This is a genomic window from Agrobacterium sp. El2ro-1b, assembly GCF_048298475.1.
Classification (GTDB): Bacteria; Pseudomonadota; Alphaproteobacteria; order Rhizobiales; family Rhizobiaceae; genus Agrobacterium; species Agrobacterium fabrum.
In genome coordinates, this window is record NZ_CP103458.1 from 1,527,530 (window position 1) to 1,545,796 (window position 18,267).

The following is an 18,267-nucleotide window of genomic DNA, read 5'->3' on the forward strand; positions in this document are numbered from 1 at the left end:
ACCTCCTGGCCAAACTTAGGCCGCGTCACCGATGATGTCGGCGTAACCATTGTTTTCCAGCTCCAGCGCCAGAGCCTTGTCGCCCGAACGGATGATCTTGCCCTTGTAGAGAACGTGAACGCTGTCAGGCACGATGTAATCGAGCAGGCGCTGGTAGTGGGTGATGACGACGGTGGCACGATCCGGCGACTTCAGCGCATTGACGCCATCAGCCACGATCTTCAGGGCGTCGATGTCGAGACCGCTATCGGTTTCGTCGAGAACGCAGAGTTTTGGCTCCAGGAGTGCCATCTGCAGGATTTCAGCGCGCTTCTTCTCACCGCCAGAGAAGCCGACATTCAGCGGACGCTTCAGCATCTCCATGTCGATCTTCAGATCACCGGCCGCTTCCTTGACGCGGCGGATGAAGTCCGGCGTCGTCAACTCGGACTCGCCACGCGCTTTGCGCTGCTCGTTCATCGCAACCTTGAGGAACTGCATGGTGGCAACGCCGGGAATTTCGACCGGGTACTGGAAGGCCAGGAAAATGCCCTTGGCGGCGCGCTCGGCGGCGTCCAGCTCCAGAATGCTTTCGCCGTTATAGAGAATATCACCGGAGGTGACTTCATAATCTTCGCGGCCCGACAGGATGTAGGACAGCGTCGACTTGCCGGAACCGTTCGGCCCCATGATGGCGGCGACTTCACCAGCGGCAACCTTCAGGTTGAGGCCCTTGATGATCTCGGTTTCGGTATCGGCGATCTTTGCGTGCAGGTCGATGATTTCAAGCATGTTTTAGTTCCTATCCGTATTGCGGTTTCAAGGACCGCCTCGTGGACCCCATGGGCCTGTCTCAACTTTTACATCCGTCATCCTCGGGCTTGTCCCGAGGATCTAATCACGTCAATTATAGTCGCCCCACTTCCGCGTATTCTCATGCGGCCGATAGGCGTTGGCGATTTCGTTTATGCGCTCGTAAAGGTCCATCCAGGTCGGATTTAGTTCTTCTATCAACCTGATTTTCCATTCGCGCATATAACGCTTCAAAGATTTCTCCCGCTGGATTGCCAGCACGATGTTCGGGTGGGTCTCAAACCAGACGAGGTTCTTCGCCCGGTATCTCTCTGTGTAACCCTTCCGTACCGCGTTTCGATGCTCCCATATCCGTCCACATAAATCGCCGGTGACGCCGGTGTAGATCACCCCGCGCGGTTTGTCGGACATCATGTAGACGAAGCCACCCATCCAAACATCCACCACAGCAGATCCTCGGGACAAGCCCGAGGATGACGTCGAGCAAGAGTTAACCCACAGACCCTTCCAGCGAAATGCCGATCAGCTTCTGCGCCTCGACAGCAAATTCCATCGGCAGCTGCTGGATGACATCCTTTACGAAGCCGTTGACGATCAGTGCGATCGCCGACTCCTCGGGAATGCCGCGCTGCAGGCAATAAAACAGCTGGTCTTCGGAAATCTTTGACGTCGTCGCCTCGTGCTCGAAATGAGCAGACGAGTTCTTCGCCTCGATATACGGCACGGTATGCGCGCCGCACTTGTCGCCGATCAGCAGACTGTCGCACTGCGTGAAGTTACGCGTGTTGGTCGCCTTGCGGTGGGCCGAGACCTGGCCGCGATAGACGTTTTCCGAGAAACCGGCAGCGATGCCCTTGGCGATGATGCGGCTCGAGGTATTCTTGCCGAGATGGATCATCTTGGTGCCGCTGTCGATCTGCTGATGGCCGTTAGAAACCGCGATCGAATAGAATTCGCCACGGCTGTCATCGCCACGCAGAATGCAGGACGGATATTTCCAGGTGATGGCAGAACCGGTTTCCACCTGCGTCCACGAGATCTTCGAACGGTTGCCACGGCAATCGCCGCGCTTGGTCACGAAGTTGTAGATGCCGCCCTTGCCGTCCTTGTCGCCCGGATACCAGTTCTGGACGGTGGAATATTTGATTTCGGCATCGTCAAGCGCCACAAGCTCGACAACGGCGGCGTGAAGCTGGTTCTCGTCGCGCTGCGGTGCGGTGCAGCCTTCCAGATAGGAAACGTAGGCGCCTTCTTCGGCGATGATCAGCGTGCGCTCGAACTGGCCGGTGTTCTTTTCGTTGATGCGGAAATAGGTGGAAAGCTCCATCGGGCAACGAACGCCCTTCGGCACGAACACGAAGGAACCGTCCGTAAAGACAGCCGAGTTCAGCGTCGCGTAGAAATTGTCCGTCTGCGGCACGACCGAGCCGAGATATTTCTTCACCAGATCAGGATATTCGCGCACGGCTTCGGAGATCGACATGAAGATCACGCCGGCCTTCGCCAGTTCCGCCTTGAAAGTGGTGACAACGGAGACGCTGTCGAACACCGCATCCACCGCCACACGACGGTTTTCGACGCCGGCCAGGATTTCCTGTTCCTTCAGCGGAATGCCGAGCTTCTCGTAAACCTTCAGCAGCTCCGGATCGACCTCGTCCAGCGATTTCGGGCCGGGCGTGCTTTTCGGTGCGGCATAATAATAGAGATCGTTGAAATCGATCTTGGGATAGCTGACGCGCGCCCATGTCGGCTCTTCCATCGTCAGCCAGCGCTTGTAAGCTTCAAGACGCCATTCCAGCATCCATTCCGGCTCCTGCTTCTTGGCCGAGATGAAGCGGATCACCTCTTCCGAAAGGCCCTTCGGGGCCTTGTCGACTTCGATTTCGGTTTCGAAGCCATATTTATACTGGTCCACATCGATCTGGCGAACCTGATCGATCGTTTCCTGAACCGCTGCCATGTCGTTCTCCAATCTCGCCGGAGCCAAGGTCCGGTGGCTTGTCAACGTATCAAGGCGGAAAGCCGCCTTCATCCATCTTCGGGCAAATATCCGGGCCCGCATAAACGGGGCGGAGCTTATACCCATGTAAGTGCGGGATGGCGCTTTTCACACATCCCGGCAAGCGGAAAATTGCTATTCCGCAATTCTTTGCCGCATTTTACGCGGCCTGACCGGAAAGCTTGCGCCGCCCGGCAATTTTCGTGAACGCCGCAAGCGTCCTGTTTATATCCGACTCGTCAGTCGCGTGACCGAGGGAAATCCTGAGCGCGCCGAGCTTGGGATCGTGCCCCATCGCCGTCAGCACATGGCTTTCGCCCACCTTGCCCGAGGAGCAGGCCGAACCGGCCGAGAGTGCAATGCCTTCTATGTCGAAGGCGATCTGTCCCGTTTCCGCTTTCAGGCCCGGCAGGGTGAAGAAGGTCGTATTGCCCACACGGGCCACATCCGCACCATGGATGATGACATCAGGCGCATTCACCCGCATGCCGTCCTCCAGCTTCGCCCGCAGCGCGCCAAGACGCGCCGCCTCGTCCGCCAGGTGCTCAGCCGCCACGGCAGCGGCGGCACCAAAACCGATGACCGACAGGGTATTTTCCGTGCCGGAGCGATGTCCCTTTTCCTGCCCGCCACCATGGATCAGTGGCTTCGGCATCATCACCTCACCGCGCGAGATGAGAGCGCCGGCACCCTTCGGGCCACCAAGTTTGTGGGACGAGAGAACGAGGAAATCCGCATCGAGAGCATGGATATCGAGCGGAATGCGGCCCGCCGCCTGCACGGCATCGACAACCATCAAGCCGCCGGCCGCGTGCACGAGCCGCGCGGCTTCCGCCACCGGCTGGAGAATGCCGGTCTCGTTATTGACCAGCATGCAGGCGACCATCGGCAGACCAGCGGATTTGTCATGCGACGACAGCAGCGCCTCAAGCGCGGTGAGATCGATGACGCCCGCTGACGTAACGGAAACTTCCGTAACGTCAGCCTTATCGAACCGGCCGCCTTCCCGGAACGCGGGGTGCTCGATGGCGGACACGTAAAGCCGCCCATAACGCACAGGCGCGCGCCCCATTTTGAATTCCGGCGTTAGCACCAGATTGGCAGCTTCGGTCGCCCCGCTGGTGAAGGTGACATGGGATGCCTGCGCGCCGGCAAGGGCGGCGACGTCACGGCGGGCAGCCTCCACGGCGGCGCGGGCAGCGCGCCCTTCCCGGTGCACGGAAGACGGATTGCCGGCAAGATCAAGCGCGGACACAAGGATGTCCCGCACGGCAGGCAGAAGCGGCGCCGTGGCGTTCCAGTCCATATATGTACGCGTTAAACCCGTCATAGCGGAAAAGCTTCGCTCAATCTTATATGCGCCAAAACGCATTTTTCTTGAAATTACAGTTGCGCTTGCCTTATGACACGACCCGAGTGCTTGAGCACACGCAAAGTTTCGAATTATTCTAAACTGCGTTCTAGAAAAGATGACACAGTTCGTCAAGTCTTCTCATCGGAAGAATGCGGTTCGGGAATGAAAAAACACGACCGGAGTACCAATGCCCGAAGTCATTTTTAACGGCCCTGCGGGTCGCCTCGAAGGCCGTTATCAACCCTCCAAGGAAAAGAGCGCGCCGATAGCGATCATCCTTCATCCGCACCCGCAGTTCGGCGGGACGATGAACAACCAGATCGTCTACCAGCTCTTCTATCTTTTCCAGAAGCGTGGTTTCACGACGCTCCGGTTCAACTTCCGCTCCATCGGCCGCAGCCAGGGCGAGTTCGACCATGGCGCCGGCGAGCTTTCCGACGCTGCTTCCGCTCTCGACTGGGTGCAGAGCCTGCATCCCGATTCGAAAAGCTGCTGGGTCGCCGGTTATTCCTTTGGCGCCTGGATCGGCATGCAGCTACTGATGCGCCGCCCGGAAATCGAAGGTTTCATGTCGATTGCGCCGCAGCCCAACACCTACGACTTCTCCTTCCTGGCCCCCTGCCCTTCTTCGGGCCTCATCATCAACGGCGATGCCGACAAGGTTGCGCCTGAGAAGGACGTGAATGGTCTGGTCGAAAAGCTGAAGACCCAGAAGGGCATCCTCATCACCCACCGCACGCTTCCCGGCGCCAACCACTTCTTCAACGGCAAGGTGGATGAGCTGATGGGCGAATGCGAGGACTACCTCGACCGTCGCCTGAATGGTGAGCTTGTGCCGGAACCGGCGGCGAAGCGTATTCGGTGATTGGCGGCCCGGCATCTGGGCAGGCTTGATATCCCTTCGATAGCTCCGGCGGTGTGCTTTACCCCCCTCTGCCCTGCCGGGCATCTCCCCCACAGGTGGGGAGATCGAATCGTGGCTACCTTCAGGCCATATTCAACGGTAGAATTTCAGGCGGGGAGCAGGCATCTTGCCGATCTCCCTCCTTGTGGGGGAGATGCCCGGCAGGGCAGAGGGGGGTAAGCCACACTCACCGTCCTCAAATTACGCCCGCACCAAAACCCCACCCGTCACCGGCTCCTTCACCCCCGTAGTCCCCGGATAGGTCAGCGGCAGCCCCCTCAGCGAACGGACCGCCAGATAGGCCCAAGCCTCCGCCTCCATCGCCCCGCCATCGAAACCCGCCTCTTCCGCCGCGATCACCCGCGCGCCCTGCTTTGCGGCAAGCTCGGCAAATTCCGCCATGATCACCGGATTGAGCCGCCCGCCGCCGCAGACCACATAGGTCTTCGCCGCTTCCGGCAGATAGCCCGCCGATTTGAGGATCGCCGCCCCCGTCAGATGCGCCAGCGTCCGCGCGCCATCCGCCAGCGAAACCTCACCCTTTTGCGGCGGCATGAAATCACCGCGGTCAAGCGAGCGGCGGATATTGGCCGAGAAGAACGGGCTCTCCATATAGCGCGTGACGAGCGAGGCAACGACGCTGCCACCCGCCGCCGTCCTGCCGCCCTTGTCGAACGCCTTGCCGGTATGCGCCTCGATCCACTGGTCGATCAGCATATTGCCGGGACCGCTGTCGAAGGCGGCAAGCCGCCCGCCCTCGCCGATATAGGTCAGATTGGAGATGCCGCCGATATTAACGAAGACGGCGGGCGTTTCGAACCCATCCGGCAGATTGGCTGACAGTGCCATGTGATAGGCCGGAATGAGCGGCGCACCCTGCCCGCCATGCACCATGTCATTGGCGCGCATGTCGTAAACCACGTCGATGCCGATCTCGGAGGCCAAAAGCTTGCCGTCGCCGATCTGCACGGTCAATGCCTCATCCGGCCGGTGCAGCACCGTCTGGCCATGAAAACCGATCACGTCGATATCACCGGGGGAAAGTCTATGGCGTTGGAGGAAGGATTTGACCGCCGCCGCGTGGGCAAGCGTCAGCTTGCCTTCGGCCTCCCCCAGATCGCCCGGACGTTCGCGCCGTTCGCGAATGGCTTTGGCTGTCGTGAGCGCCTTCTGCCAGATGGCCCGCAGACCCGGATCATAGGGAAAATAACCGCTCGGCCCGTGCCGGACCACGCTTTCGCCATCCGTGCGCAGAAGCGCGATATCGATGCCGTCCATCGATGTGCCGCTCATCAGCCCGATTGCCGTTTTGACCTCGCCCACGCGCCGCTCCCTTGCAATATCGAATCATGATGACGTGAATCCCGATATTCATGGCCGAAACGGGTGCACATTTCAAAAAACAATGATAAAGCCCCGGCGTTCATTGGCTTTCAATGACGGAAAAGATCAAACCAGAAAGTAAAAGGTTATGTCCAGGTTCAAGTCCGATTTCCTCCGCACGCTCGATGAGCGCGGCTTCATTCACCAGATCTCCGATGAGGCAGGTCTCGACGAACTGTTCGCCAAGGAAACCGTGACCGCCTATATCGGCTATGACCCGACGGCTTCCAGTTTGCATGTCGGCCACCTTACCCAGATCATGATGCTGCACTGGATGCAGAAGACCGGCCACCAGCCGATCTCGCTGATGGGTGGCGGCACCGGCATGGTCGGCGATCCCTCCTTCAAGGAAGAGGCCCGCAAGCTGATGACGATCGACATGATCGAGGACAACATCACCTCGCTCAAGCACGTCTTTGCCAATTACCTCGATTACGACCGCGCCGAGAACCCGGCGCTGATGATCAACAATGCCGACTGGCTGCGTGGTCTGAATTACCTCGAATTCCTGCGCGATGTCGGCCGCCATTTCTCGGTCAATCGCATGCTGTCCTTCGACAGCGTGAAGACGCGTCTCGACCGCGAGCAATCGCTGTCCTTCCTCGAATTCAACTACATGATCCTGCAGGCCTACGACTACGTGGAACTGAACCAGCGCACTGGCTGCCGGCTGCAGATGGGCGGTTCCGACCAGTGGGGCAACATCATCAACGGTATCGACCTCGGTCACCGCATGGGGACACCGCAGCTTTATGCGCTGACATCGCCGCTGCTCACCACCTCCTCGGGTGCGAAGATGGGCAAGTCCGCGTCCGGTGCCGTGTGGCTGAACAAGGACCTGCTGCCGGTCTATGATTTCTGGCAATACTGGCGCAACACCGAAGACGCGGATGTCGTGCGCTTCGCCAAGCTTTTCACCACGCTGCCGATGGATGAGATCGCACGCATCGCCGCGCTTGGCGGATCTGAGATCAACGAAGCGAAGAAAATCCTCGCGACGGAAGTGACGGCGATCCTGCATGGCCGCGCTGCCGCGGAAGAGGCCGCGGAAACGGCGCGCAAGACCTTCGAGGAAGGCGCGCTTGCCGAGAACCTGCCCTCCATCGAAGTTCCGGCATCCGAACTCGAAGCCGGCGTCGGCGTCCTCTCCCTCATCGTTCGCGCCGGCCTTGCCGGATCGAATGGCGAAGCCCGCCGCCATGTTCAGGGTGGCGCAGTGAAGATCAACGATCAGGGCGTTTCGGACGAGCGCCAGATGATCGGCACCGGTGAAGTGACCGGTGACGGCGTCATCAAGCTTTCGGTTGGCAAGAAGAAGCACGTTCTGGTTCGCCCGGCGTAAAACCAGCGTCAAACCCGCATCAAGGGCCGCGAAAGCGGCCCTTTTTATTGGAACTCGAAAATCTGCCTGAAGACACCCGGCGCAATCAGCGACAGCGGGTTGATCGTCAGCTTCGGCTGGTCCGTCTGGCCTGATAGCTTGAAGGTGATGCCGAGCAGGCCGCGGTCGCGGCCGTTGCCGAGGAAGATGCCGATGAACGGCAACTCGCCGAAGAGCCGGTTCAGCCCGTAAGCAGGCATGAAGGTGCCGGTCATCTCCATGCGGCCGCTCTGATCTTTCAATAGCCCCTGGAATGTCGCGCCGATCTGTTCACCGCGCACCACACCGTTTTCGACTGCCACCGAACCATTGACGTAAACCACCCGGGCAAAACCACGCTGGAACTTTTCCGAGCTGACATCGATATTGCGGCGCACCGCATTGTTAAGGCTTCTACCGTCCTCTCCCGTCGGCGTGGCGACAATGTCCTGCAGCTTGGCCTCGTTTACGACGGCGAAATTGCGCAGGTCGAGCGAGCCGCTCCAGTCGCTGCCATTCGAGGTCGTGAGCGCCAGATTGAGAAGACCACCGCGAATACGGCTGTAGATATTGGCAAAACGGGCAAGCGAACCGGCATCGCTGCTGGTCAGCGTGACGGTTCCAGTCGCGCCGCGATTGACGGTCTGCACAACCACCGCCTGGCCATTGCCGGTGACGCCGCGCACATCGATCGAGCGCACCTTGCCATCCCGCACGCTGACATCGGCATTGACGTTGGCAAGCACCTCGTCGTTGAAGCCATAAACCCTGTCGAACTGCGCCTTAACGGAAAGCGTGGGCTGCGAGCGGGATGCGCCGTCACCACCGCTCGAGGGGCTGCGCAGCTTCGAGATGAAGGGCCGCAGATCGGCGGATTTACCCGACGCATTGACGATATAGCCGTTCTTGGACGCAGCGACCGAAACGGCATAATTGTCGGACGGCGAGAGTTTCACGCGGCTGAGATCGGCGGAAATCAGGCCGTTCTTGCTGAAGGTGATATCACCGGCGGCGCCGAAACCGTCGCCATCGAGGGAGAAATCGCTGACCGTCGTGCGCCCGTCCGCCACTTGTATGGTGAAGGCGGCGCTGGCGGGAATGCCGATGCCCTTGCTCCAGCCAAGCCCCGGCAGGATGATCGATGCCTTGGTGAGATCGAGCTTGATGTCCTGGCTTTTCGGGTCGGCGCCGTCGATTTCGATCGCCGTCGTACCGCCAAGGACGGTGGAAAGTTCAGGCGCGAGCTTGGCGACCTGCGTCTCGTTCAAGGTGGCCTTCAGGGACAAAGTGGGAGCGACGTTGCTGTTTTTACGCACCGGCTCCGTCATCACGATATCCATCGGCACATCGTCCACCCGGCCCTTGCCCTCCAGTTTGAGCTGGTGGTCGTTCAGCGACATGAAACCGTCAAGCGCAGTCACCTTGTGGCCGGCAAAGGGTTTGGTCAGCGCAAGGTTCTTCAGGTCGAGATCGGCCGTCCACACCGGCGGCGGCGGGTTCTGACTGGAAAGCATGCCAACAGTCAGCTTCGCATTGGCCTTCACGTCGCCGGTGAAATCCTCCGGCTTGAACTGCGTATCCTTGAGCGCATTGATGGGTTTGAGCGTCGCAAGCTCCGCCACGGCATCGGCGGCACCGGACACGTTAAGCTCGAGATTTCCGAGCAGCGGCTTCTCATACACATCTGAAATGAGGAAGCGGCTGTCCTCCAGCGAAAGCGTCCGGTTGGACGGGAAATAGGATGTCGCCTGCTTGATATCGACGGCCATCTTGCCGCCGACGAGGTCGAAATGCGCATCGACGTCACGCAGCGGTGGAATATCGCCCGTCGTGTTGAGGCGCGTATCGTCGATATCGAAGCGGATCTGCATTTCGCTTTCGCCAAGCACCAGCGGGCAGCCCGGGCCGCACATCCGTCCCTGCGGAATGAAGATCGCGATTGACCCATTGGTGACGGTGCCGCCGTAGAGATTGGAGACCACCCAGTCACGCGGCTTGTGCGCCATCCAGAACGGCCAGAGCTGCTTGACGGCCGTGGCCTCCATCTTTGGAATCTGGCCGCCGAAGCTGATTTCCGGCGAACCCTCGCCAAACCGGATTTTCAGCGATCCCGCCATGTCTCCGAGCGGGCCGCTGACATAAAGCGAGGGAACATCGAGCTGCTTTGTGGCTGTCGCAAAATGCCCGTCCGCTTTCAGGTTGAAGGAAACAGGCGCCTCACCGGAGGCTTCGGAGGAAGCAACGCCGTTATCTACTCTCAGCGAAAGGCCGAATCCCTCTTCCGTATCGCTGATTTCACCGGTGACGGGAATGATCGTCCGCCCCAGCTCCACCTGCGAATTGTCGATGACCACGCTGTTTTTCGCAAAATCATAACGCGCATGCACGGTGCCAGTCGTAAAGGGCTGCGCCTCGCCGCCAATCATCAGCGTTCCATTGCCGAGACCGACCGAAACCTCCAGCCGCGGCTCCTGCGCTGCCATCGCGCGCCGGGCAACAATATTCACGCCGGTCTTGACGTTCAGGCCTTCATGGAGATTTCCGTCTGGATCGAATTTTTCGAGGAACGGGCCAATGTCGAAACCATCGATGCGGGCGTCGAAACCGTCGATCACACCACCTGCGCCGGAAGTCCTGAGCGACACGCTGGCGATTTCCCCGTTAAACAGGGTTTCTCCGTCGAGCGTATATCCGCCCTGCTGATCCGGTGTCAGCGAAAGTTCCCGCACTTCGATGGTGCGCGGCTTGCCCTGTTCGCTGGGCGGCAGGTGAACCGAAACGCTGGAAATATCGATTTCTTCGGTGCCGCTGCTCAGAAAAGCCTGCGCAAGCTTGTCGAGTTGCCCGAAGGCCGCCTGCAATTGCTGTGGCACGGCATCAAGCTTGATGCTGGCGAGATCGAAACCGTTGCCCTTCGGCAAAAGCGCCGTATCGAGTTCCATGCCGTCGGCTTCGAGGCTCTGCACCGAAACATGGCCAGCCAGAAGCGCAAGCGGATCGAGCGCCATGCCGATTGCCCGCGCCCGGCTCAGATGCTGGCCGGATTCCTTCTCGACGATATCCACGTCCTCTGCCACCAGCGCCAGCTGCAGGCCGGTGGAGAACCGGATCGCCGAGGAGCCGATCCGTGCGCTGTAATGGGGGCCGAGCGCCTTTTCCAGCGCCTGCTGCGCCTGGCTCGAAAGCGCCTTGTCGATGGAGCCGGTCTCGACCGACACGATGATGCCGCCGATGGACAGGAAAGCCAGCACGAAAAGGGCCGCAAAAATCTTGCAGAAAGCGCGCACCATGGACCGCGGCGCCGGGCAATGCACGATGATCGGGTCTTCGGCCTGAGCCGAAGGAAGCTCGTGCAGCGCAACCATATCGCGCTTGCCGAACGTAACCTTTTCACCCCTTATTTCAGCCATACGCCCGTGTTTGCCTCTAAGTAGCTTTTGTTTCGCCGCAACACTGGACGACGCGCGGTTTCGCTATATATCGAATGTGGCGACTTTCCCTCAACATCCCGGCGAAAGAAAGGTAGAATATGACAGACTTGACGATTGGCAGCCCCGCCCCCGACTTCACCTTGCCCCGTAATGGTGAAGGGACGGTGACATTGTCGAAACTGCAAGGCAAGGCCGTCATCCTCTATTTCTACCCCAAGGACGACACATCGGGCTGCACGGTCGAAGCGATCGACTTCAGTGCGCTCGGCGGCGAATTCGAGGCCGCCAATGCCGTGGTCATCGGAATTTCACCCGACAGCGTCAAAAGCCACGACAAGTTTGCGGCAAAACATTCCCTTTCCGTCATGCTCGCTTCCGACGAGGAGAGGAAGGTTCTGGAGGCCTATGGCGTCTGGAAGGAAAAAAGCATGTACGGGAAAAAGTACATGGGCGTCGAACGCACGACGGTCCTCGTTGCCCCGGATGGCAAGATCGCCGAAATCTGGAACAAGGTGAAGGTGGCGGGTCACGCACAGGCCGTTCTCGAGGCCGCCAAAAAGCTCTGAAGGCCATCCAGCCGTGATGTTCCCCGCCAAAATCATATCCCTGCGCGGCGGCGCCACGGAAGCGATCGTCAGCGCCGATCTCGACCGAAAGACCGAACTCGCGCAGGAAACCGCAACGCGCTGGTTCGAACGCCGGCTGTCGTTGCGCTCGCCGCTCGATCCGCCCCTGCCAGAGCGGCCGGGCAGGCCGGAGAAGCCGGAACTCGTTCCGCCGACCGCTGTGGAGCGGCGTTCGCTACACAGCGTCAAGGGCCGCATCGCCCTGCTGCACGCCATCGCCCATATCGAACTCAATGCCGTCGATCTCGCGCTCGATATCGTCGCCCGTTATGCCAGTGAGCCGGTGCCCCATTCCTTTTTCGATGGCTGGATGCAGGTCGCCTTCGAGGAAGCAAAGCACTTCCGGCTGGTTCGGGATCGGTTGAGAAGCCTCGGGGCTGACTATGGCGACCTGCCCGCCCATGACGGGCTGTGGCAGGCTGCGCACTCCACCCACAACGATCTGACCGCACGGCTCGCCGTCGTCCCGCTTATCCTGGAGGCGCGCGGGCTGGACGTCACGCCTTCCCTGCAGGCCAAGATGCGCGAGACCGGCGATCTCGAAAGCGCTGCGGTTCTCGACGTCATCTATAATGACGAAAAGGGTCATGTCGCCATCGGCGCCAAATGGTTCCGGTTTCTCTGCGCGCGTGAAAAGAAGGATCCGGCCGCAACCTTCAGACAACTGGTGCGCGCCAATTTCCGCGGCCCGCTGAAACCACCCTTCAACGATCTCGCCCGCGCCGAAGCCGGCCTGACACCTTCCTTTTACCGCTCACTCACATCCATCAGCCATAGCTGACGCCCAACGATACGCATCTCCGGCAAAACTTCGTTAACCTTAACGAATTATGATTTCGGTTAAGAAATCGGCCAGTCCGGAGAGAGATTGTGACTGATACGGCGGAAAATCGGGTATTTGGCAAGAAACGCGAGCCACATGTGCTCATTCTCGCGCGCGGCGAAAACGTGCGGCACATGACCATCCGGCCCTGGATGGCGGCGCTTGCCGGCTGCACGATCGGCCTGTTTTCGCTCGGTTATCTCGGTGCTACCGGCTACCTCATCTTGCGCGACGACCTGATCGGCGCGACAATGGCGCGCCAGACGCGCATGCAGAACGACTATGAAGACCGCATCGCGGCGCTGAGAGCCCAGGTGGACCGCGTCACCTCCCGGCAATTGCTCGATCAGCAGGTCGTTGAAAAGAAAGTGGAAAAACTGCTGGAACAGCAGGCCGCGCTGACCTCGCGCCACGGGCGCATGAGCGAGCTTCTGGAGCGCGCCGAAAATTCCGGCATCGCTGCGGAAGCCCCGGCCGCGCCCTCTTCCCTCTCGAATGCCATGGTTCCGGAAAAACGCGCCGACCTCTCCGGCGGCCTTTCCGCCATCGAAAAGCTGATGGCGCCGAAGCCGCAGGCGGAAAAAGCCGCCGCAGCCGACAGACGGGCCGCCTATGTGCCTGAATCCGGCGAAACACCTTCCGACCGTGCGGACCGGGTTTTCTCCAAGGTCACGCTGTCGCTGAAGGATATCGAACGCCAGCAGATATCGCGCATCGCCCGGCTGACCAGCGACGCCGAGGACAAGGCAAGCGCCATGCAGGACATCATCCGGCAGGCAGGCCTGAAGATCGAGGAAAACGGCACGGACGATGTCGGCGGTCCCTATGCCGCGCCTTTGGGCGGTGAGACCGACCCGTTCAACCTGTCGCTCACCAGTCTCGATAATGCGCTGAACCGGCTTGATGTCGTCAAGGAAAGTGCGACTGCCCTGCCCTTCGGCAACCCTGCCCCCGGCCGGGCCATCACCAGCCGATTCGGCAACCGGATGGATCCGTTTCTCGGACGTCCCGCTTTGCATACCGGCATCGATTTTCGCGCTGAAACCGGTGCGGACGTCAAATCCACCGGCGCCGGCAAGGTGACGGTGGCGGAAAACTCCGGCGGTTACGGCAATATGGTCGAGATCGATCATGGCCAGGGCGTCTCCACCCGATTCGGCCATCTCTCCGCCATCCTCGTCCGGGCTGGCGACCGGGTGGAAGCCGGCGACGTCATCGGCCGCGCCGGCAGCACCGGCCGCTCCACCGGCCCGCATGTGCATTATGAAGTGCGGCGCAACGATACACCGGTCGATCCCATGCGATACCTGATCGCCGGGGCGGAGCTGAAAACCTATCTAAAATAGCAGGCTGATTTTAACCCTTCTTTTGCTCTTTTAACGATAAATCACACAAATTGACGGTGAGGGCTTAAAAGCCCCGCCCGGAGCATCACGTTTCGCGCGCTTTTCCCGTTGTTTCCTTGACTTTCCGGCAATTTGGGCCTATCCCCGCGCCAAGTCTTTGCAAGTGCCGCAGCGGCACGCAGGTATTCTTACCGAACCAGAACGGAAAAAGTTCTTCCTTTGACAACATTCTCTGATCTTGGCCTGAGCCAAAAAGTTCTTTCCGCTATTGCAGATGCCGGCTACACGACGCCGACACCCATTCAGGCCGGCGCCATTCCGCCCGCGCTGGAAAAGCGTGATATCTGCGGTATCGCACAGACCGGCACGGGCAAAACCGCGTCCTTCGTTCTGCCGATGCTGACACTGCTCGAAAAGGGCCGTGCGCGCGCCAGAATGCCGCGCACGCTGATCCTCGAGCCGACCCGCGAACTTGCAGCGCAGGTGGCGGAAAACTTCGAGAAATACGGCAAGAATCACAAGCTGAACGTTGCCCTGCTCATCGGTGGTGTTTCCTTCGAAGACCAGGATCGCAAGCTGGAGCGTGGCGCCGACGTGCTGATCTGCACCCCCGGCCGCCTTCTCGACCATTGCGAGCGCGGCAAGCTGCTGATGACCGGCGTTGAAATCCTCGTCATCGACGAAGCCGACCGCATGCTCGACATGGGCTTCATTCCCGATATCGAGCGTATCGCCAAAATGATCCCCTTCACCCGGCAGACGCTGTTCTTCTCGGCCACCATGCCGCCGGAAATCCAGAAGCTGGCTGACCGGTTCCTGCAGAACCCGACGCGGATCGAGGTTGCCAAGCCTTCCTCTACCGCAAAGACGGTAACGCAGCGTATCGTCGCCGCGCATAATAAGGACTATGAGAAGCGCGCCGTGCTGCGCGATCTGGTCCGTGCCGAAGAAGCGGAACTCAAGAACGCCATCATCTTCTGCAATCGCAAGAAGGATGTGGCCGATCTGTTCCGTTCGCTGGATCGTCACGGCTTTTCCGTTGGCGCACTGCATGGTGACATGGATCAGCGCTCGCGCACGACGATGCTGCAGAACTTCCGGGATGGAAACCTGACGCTGCTGGTCGCTTCCGACGTTGCAGCCCGCGGGCTTGATATCCCTGATGTCAGCCACGTCTTCAACTTCGATGTTCCCATTCATGCCGAAGACTACGTCCACCGCATCGGCCGCACCGGTCGTGCCGGCCGTTCGGGCAAGGCCTTCACTCTCGTCACCAAGAGTGACGCGAAATATCTCGACGCGATCGAAAAGTTGATTGCCGAAAAGATCGAATGGCTGAGCGGCGATCTGTCCTCCCTCCCCGCGCCCATGGAAAGCTTTGAAAGCAATTCCGGCCGCCGGGGCACCAAGGAACGTGGCGGCAGAGGCCGCGACAGAAACCGTCGCGATGCACCTGCATCGCCGGTGGAAAACATCAATCAGGACACACAATCCGTAGTGGATACGGACATCGCGGCTCACGGAGAAGACAAGGTGAAGGCAGAACGCAGACCGGAAAAGACCCCGCGCAATTCCGAGCGCAACAGCCGCAACCTGAACTCGCTGCACGCCAATGACGACAACCGCGACCGTCGCCGTCATTATCGTGACCACGACGATGGCCCGACACCTGTCGGTTTCGGCGACGATATTCCGGCATTCATGCTGATCGTGGCTAACGCCAAGGCCTGACCATCGCGATGGACAATAGGACATCGACCATCAAGCCCGGCCTCGATTTTCCGGGCGTTGGCGTGGGCCTTGTCATATTGCGCGAAGGCCGCCTGCTTTTGTGCCGGCGCATGAAAGCGCCGGAAGCCGGATACTGGAGCATTCCGGGCGGCAAGGTGGATCACCTCGAGACTTGCCTCGCCGCAGCGCGACGGGAGGCCGAAGAAGAAACCGGCCTTCAGATCGGCGCTGTTGAATTTCTCTGCCACAGCGAATTTATCGATCCGCAAGACCGCCACCACTGGGTCTCGCTGATCTTCGTCACCCGCGATACGCAGGGTGAACCAGCACTAACCGAACCGGACAAGCTTTCCGCCATTGGCTGGTTCGATCCGGATAAGCTTCCCGAGCCCCTCTCCGCCTTTGCAAAAGACGCCCTGGCCGCCCTGAAACAAGGCCGCACGGGAAACTGAACCTGCGGGCGACGGCCGCTGCCAAAGCCCGTTTTCAAACAGCCACGTGGATTACGTGCCCGCGCTGGCCTTGCTCTCTCCGCGCCATATCTTTTCAGGAAAAAGGAAAATGAAAGAACGCCTTTGCGTAAGGCTATTCAAATTCAATTTTAAATTGCTTAAATTAGCTTCACATAAAAAACCGCTTCAGTTTCCCGAAGCGGTTTATACGTAATGAAAAAAATAGAATATAGAATGCAATATAGTCTGGCAGTGCTTATAATCGGAACACTTTCCGAGGCCTGATAGAGCCAATTTCAGTCGTCCCCTGAAACAACTCCATCTAAGCTAATCACTTACTTTCCGTCAAGTAAATCTTCTCGCAAATGCGAAAAAACCGTGGGGAGAAACCTTCCAACGCCATGAAGCTTTATCAATTTTGAATATATATCAGTAGCTTATGGAAGTGGAAATAAAATGTGCATTTTTGTGGGCTGCACTCTAAGAGGCACAATCAAAAACGCACACATTCCAAATCGTGTATCTACTCTACAAATATAATAGTTTTATAACGCAATACGTTCATTCCTCCAGACGGAGTTTTTTGCTCGCAGCAAGATACGCAAGCGGATTAAAGACATAGAAAATTAACGATAGAGACGCCTTCCATCATAGAGAGCCGAGTACATCTTAAAATTGAAATTCATAAAGGTGATCAATCAAGCGGCGCGGGCATTGCAAACTTTGGAATGCGGCACCCCAGACAATCCAACACGGACATGATGGGCGATCCCAATAGCTAATCCGCAGTTGGATACGCTCACAATGCCGACATAAGTAATCCGGCGCAAAAAATGATAACCGACCACATAAAAATAGAGACGACTAAAACCAGCAATAAAGACCTGCGCTTAAAGAAAATTACGATATTGTGGGCGATCTGCTCCATATTCCTCCCATGATGCACATATTTGCTGCCCCCCCTCTTTGGTCGGCTAGGAAAATTTCGTTCAATCCATCCTTTCTTCCCTTGGCTTTATTTCAGGGGAAATCACCACCATCGCCATGACGACAATCGTGAATAAGAAAAGAAGTGGATACAAAACAAGCATCGCAAGGCCCTTGGCAATCAATCCGAGCACCCTGCTCAACAATCCTGGCCTTTCAACGTGCATCATGGCCACCTTTTCGGGTATCTACGTATTCAAAAATTGTCATCGTCGCTTCAAAGTCGAACGCTCTTGACGACCGCTAACGGGCCACCACACAACGAACCACGCGACGTTTGATTTTACGCGGGAGCACGAAGCGTGCACCCTATCTTGCTGATGACTTTAACACAGTGCTAAATAACCTATTAAAACAAGTGCGTCCTGCCAGACGAGCTTCCAATTATCGATATGCGAACACAGAGAGGATTAAATTACATTTGGATTTTTGTAAACTCCATTTGTGATTTAACTTGAAAGAATTTGGCTAGGAAAGAAGTCGAGCCCAAGACAGACCTAGGAAGACGCCTCCGAGCCGTGAGGGCAGCGTTCGATATCGATGACCGGGATGTCTTCGCCAGTCGGCTGGTGATCAGCAAAAGTGGTCTGGCGCATTACGAGCGAGGCGAGCGCGTGCCCGACGCAGAACTGCTTTCCGCCTATCACCGGGAGTTCGGCGTGAACATATCCTGGCTCGTCACGGGGCAAGGAGATATGTTCGAAGGTGGGCAATCCACCAGCACAGACCATGGCTACCATCAGCTTCTGGTCGATCTGATCAATCCGCTCGGAAGGCTGATAAACAAGGTTTATCGCGACCATGACGTCAGGATAACCGACGATCAGCGCTTCGCGGAACTGACCAGATGGCACAACAATCTGACCAGTCGCGCCGGCCCTCCCTTCGCATGGAACGATCTCATGGCCCAGTTACCCTGGGTGGAGCAAAACCTTGGCGAGGAGTTGCGCTCAAAACGGGCAAGCGCTGAAAGTAACAAAAGATCGGCAAGCTGATCCTCGACAGCGAGGCCGGCACATCAGCAATGTGGTGGTTTTGCGGGAATGTCTGTGAAGCGCACGTATTTTTCCTTTGGAAAA

Annotated in this window: 15 protein-coding genes; 8 read left to right on the plus strand and 7 right to left on the minus strand. The window is 58.5% G+C overall.

Features of this window, described 5'->3' with window-relative positions; all coding sequences use genetic code 11:
* Positions 1-15 precede the first annotated feature (15 nt).
* From sufC to NYR50_RS07650, 4 genes are all read right to left on the minus strand, one after another.
* Positions 16-771 (minus strand): Fe-S cluster assembly ATPase SufC, encoded by a 756-nt coding sequence (gene sufC / locus NYR50_RS07635; protein ID WP_418135537.1) that lies wholly within the window; start codon positions 769-771, stop codon positions 16-18.
* 111 nt (positions 772-882) lie between these two features.
* Positions 883-1,224, minus strand: a complete 342-nt coding sequence (locus NYR50_RS07640) for a GIY-YIG nuclease family protein (RefSeq protein ID WP_418135538.1) — start codon at positions 1,222-1,224, stop codon at positions 883-885.
* Between the two features lie 58 nt (positions 1,225-1,282).
* Complete coding sequence (sufB, locus tag NYR50_RS07645) at positions 1,283-2,752, minus strand: Fe-S cluster assembly protein SufB (protein ID WP_003507956.1); 1,470 nt, start codon at positions 2,750-2,752, stop codon at positions 1,283-1,285.
* 199 nt (positions 2,753-2,951) lie between these two features.
* Entirely contained in the window at positions 2,952-4,121 is a 1,170-nt protein-coding gene (locus NYR50_RS07650) for a cysteine desulfurase family protein (RefSeq protein ID WP_418135539.1), read from the minus strand.
* Between the two features lie 211 nt (positions 4,122-4,332).
* On the opposite strand from NYR50_RS07650, the gene NYR50_RS07655 reads away from it, so the two are divergent.
* A complete protein-coding gene (locus NYR50_RS07655) occupies positions 4,333-5,010 on the plus strand; it encodes an alpha/beta hydrolase (RefSeq protein ID WP_003495402.1) in 678 nt (225 codons plus the stop codon).
* Between the two features lie 240 nt (positions 5,011-5,250).
* Here the strand turns inward: NYR50_RS07655 and NYR50_RS07660 are convergent, their stop codons facing one another.
* Complete coding sequence (locus tag NYR50_RS07660) at positions 5,251-6,372, minus strand: anhydro-N-acetylmuramic acid kinase (RefSeq protein ID WP_418135540.1); 1,122 nt, start codon at positions 6,370-6,372, stop codon at positions 5,251-5,253.
* Between the two features lie 148 nt (positions 6,373-6,520).
* Between NYR50_RS07660 and tyrS the strand changes: the two genes are divergently transcribed.
* Positions 6,521-7,774 (plus strand): tyrosine--tRNA ligase, encoded by a 1,254-nt coding sequence (gene tyrS / locus NYR50_RS07665; protein WP_418135541.1) that lies wholly within the window; start codon positions 6,521-6,523, stop codon positions 7,772-7,774.
* Between the two features lie 44 nt (positions 7,775-7,818).
* Here the strand turns inward: tyrS and NYR50_RS07670 are convergent, their stop codons facing one another.
* Entirely contained in the window at positions 7,819-11,202 is a 3,384-nt protein-coding gene (locus NYR50_RS07670) for a DUF3971 domain-containing protein (protein WP_418135542.1), read from the minus strand.
* Between the two features lie 119 nt (positions 11,203-11,321).
* Between NYR50_RS07670 and bcp the strand changes: the two genes are divergently transcribed.
* From bcp to NYR50_RS07695, 5 genes are all read left to right on the plus strand, one after another.
* Positions 11,322-11,789, plus strand: coding sequence for a thioredoxin-dependent thiol peroxidase (gene bcp / locus NYR50_RS07675; protein ID WP_418135543.1), 468 nt, complete (start codon positions 11,322-11,324; stop codon positions 11,787-11,789).
* 16 nt (positions 11,790-11,805) lie between these two features.
* The gene (locus tag NYR50_RS07680; protein WP_418135544.1) at positions 11,806-12,630 is read left to right on the plus strand and encodes a ferritin-like domain-containing protein; all 825 of its coding nucleotides are present in this window, start codon (positions 11,806-11,808) and stop codon (positions 12,628-12,630) included.
* A gap of 89 nt (positions 12,631-12,719) precedes the next feature.
* Complete coding sequence (locus tag NYR50_RS07685; RefSeq protein WP_418135545.1) at positions 12,720-14,018, plus strand: M23 family metallopeptidase; 1,299 nt, start codon at positions 12,720-12,722, stop codon at positions 14,016-14,018.
* Between the two features lie 219 nt (positions 14,019-14,237).
* Entirely contained in the window at positions 14,238-15,749 is a 1,512-nt protein-coding gene (locus tag NYR50_RS07690; protein ID WP_418135546.1) for a DEAD/DEAH box helicase, read from the plus strand.
* 8 nt (positions 15,750-15,757) lie between these two features.
* Positions 15,758-16,201 carry an NUDIX domain-containing protein gene (locus tag NYR50_RS07695; RefSeq protein WP_418135547.1) on the plus strand — a complete coding sequence of 148 codons (444 nt, stop codon included), beginning with the start codon at positions 15,758-15,760 and terminating at the stop codon, positions 16,199-16,201.
* Between the two features lie 989 nt (positions 16,202-17,190).
* On the opposite strand, the gene NYR50_RS07700 is transcribed toward NYR50_RS07695, so the two are convergent.
* Positions 17,191-17,358: a hypothetical protein gene (locus NYR50_RS07700; protein WP_174008714.1), complete on the minus strand. Its 168-nt coding sequence runs from the start codon at positions 17,356-17,358 to the stop codon at positions 17,191-17,193.
* A gap of 348 nt (positions 17,359-17,706) precedes the next feature.
* On the opposite strand from NYR50_RS07700, the gene NYR50_RS07705 reads away from it, so the two are divergent.
* Complete coding sequence (locus NYR50_RS07705; RefSeq protein WP_418135548.1) at positions 17,707-18,183, plus strand: helix-turn-helix domain-containing protein; 477 nt, start codon at positions 17,707-17,709, stop codon at positions 18,181-18,183.
* Positions 18,184-18,267 lie beyond the last annotated feature (84 nt).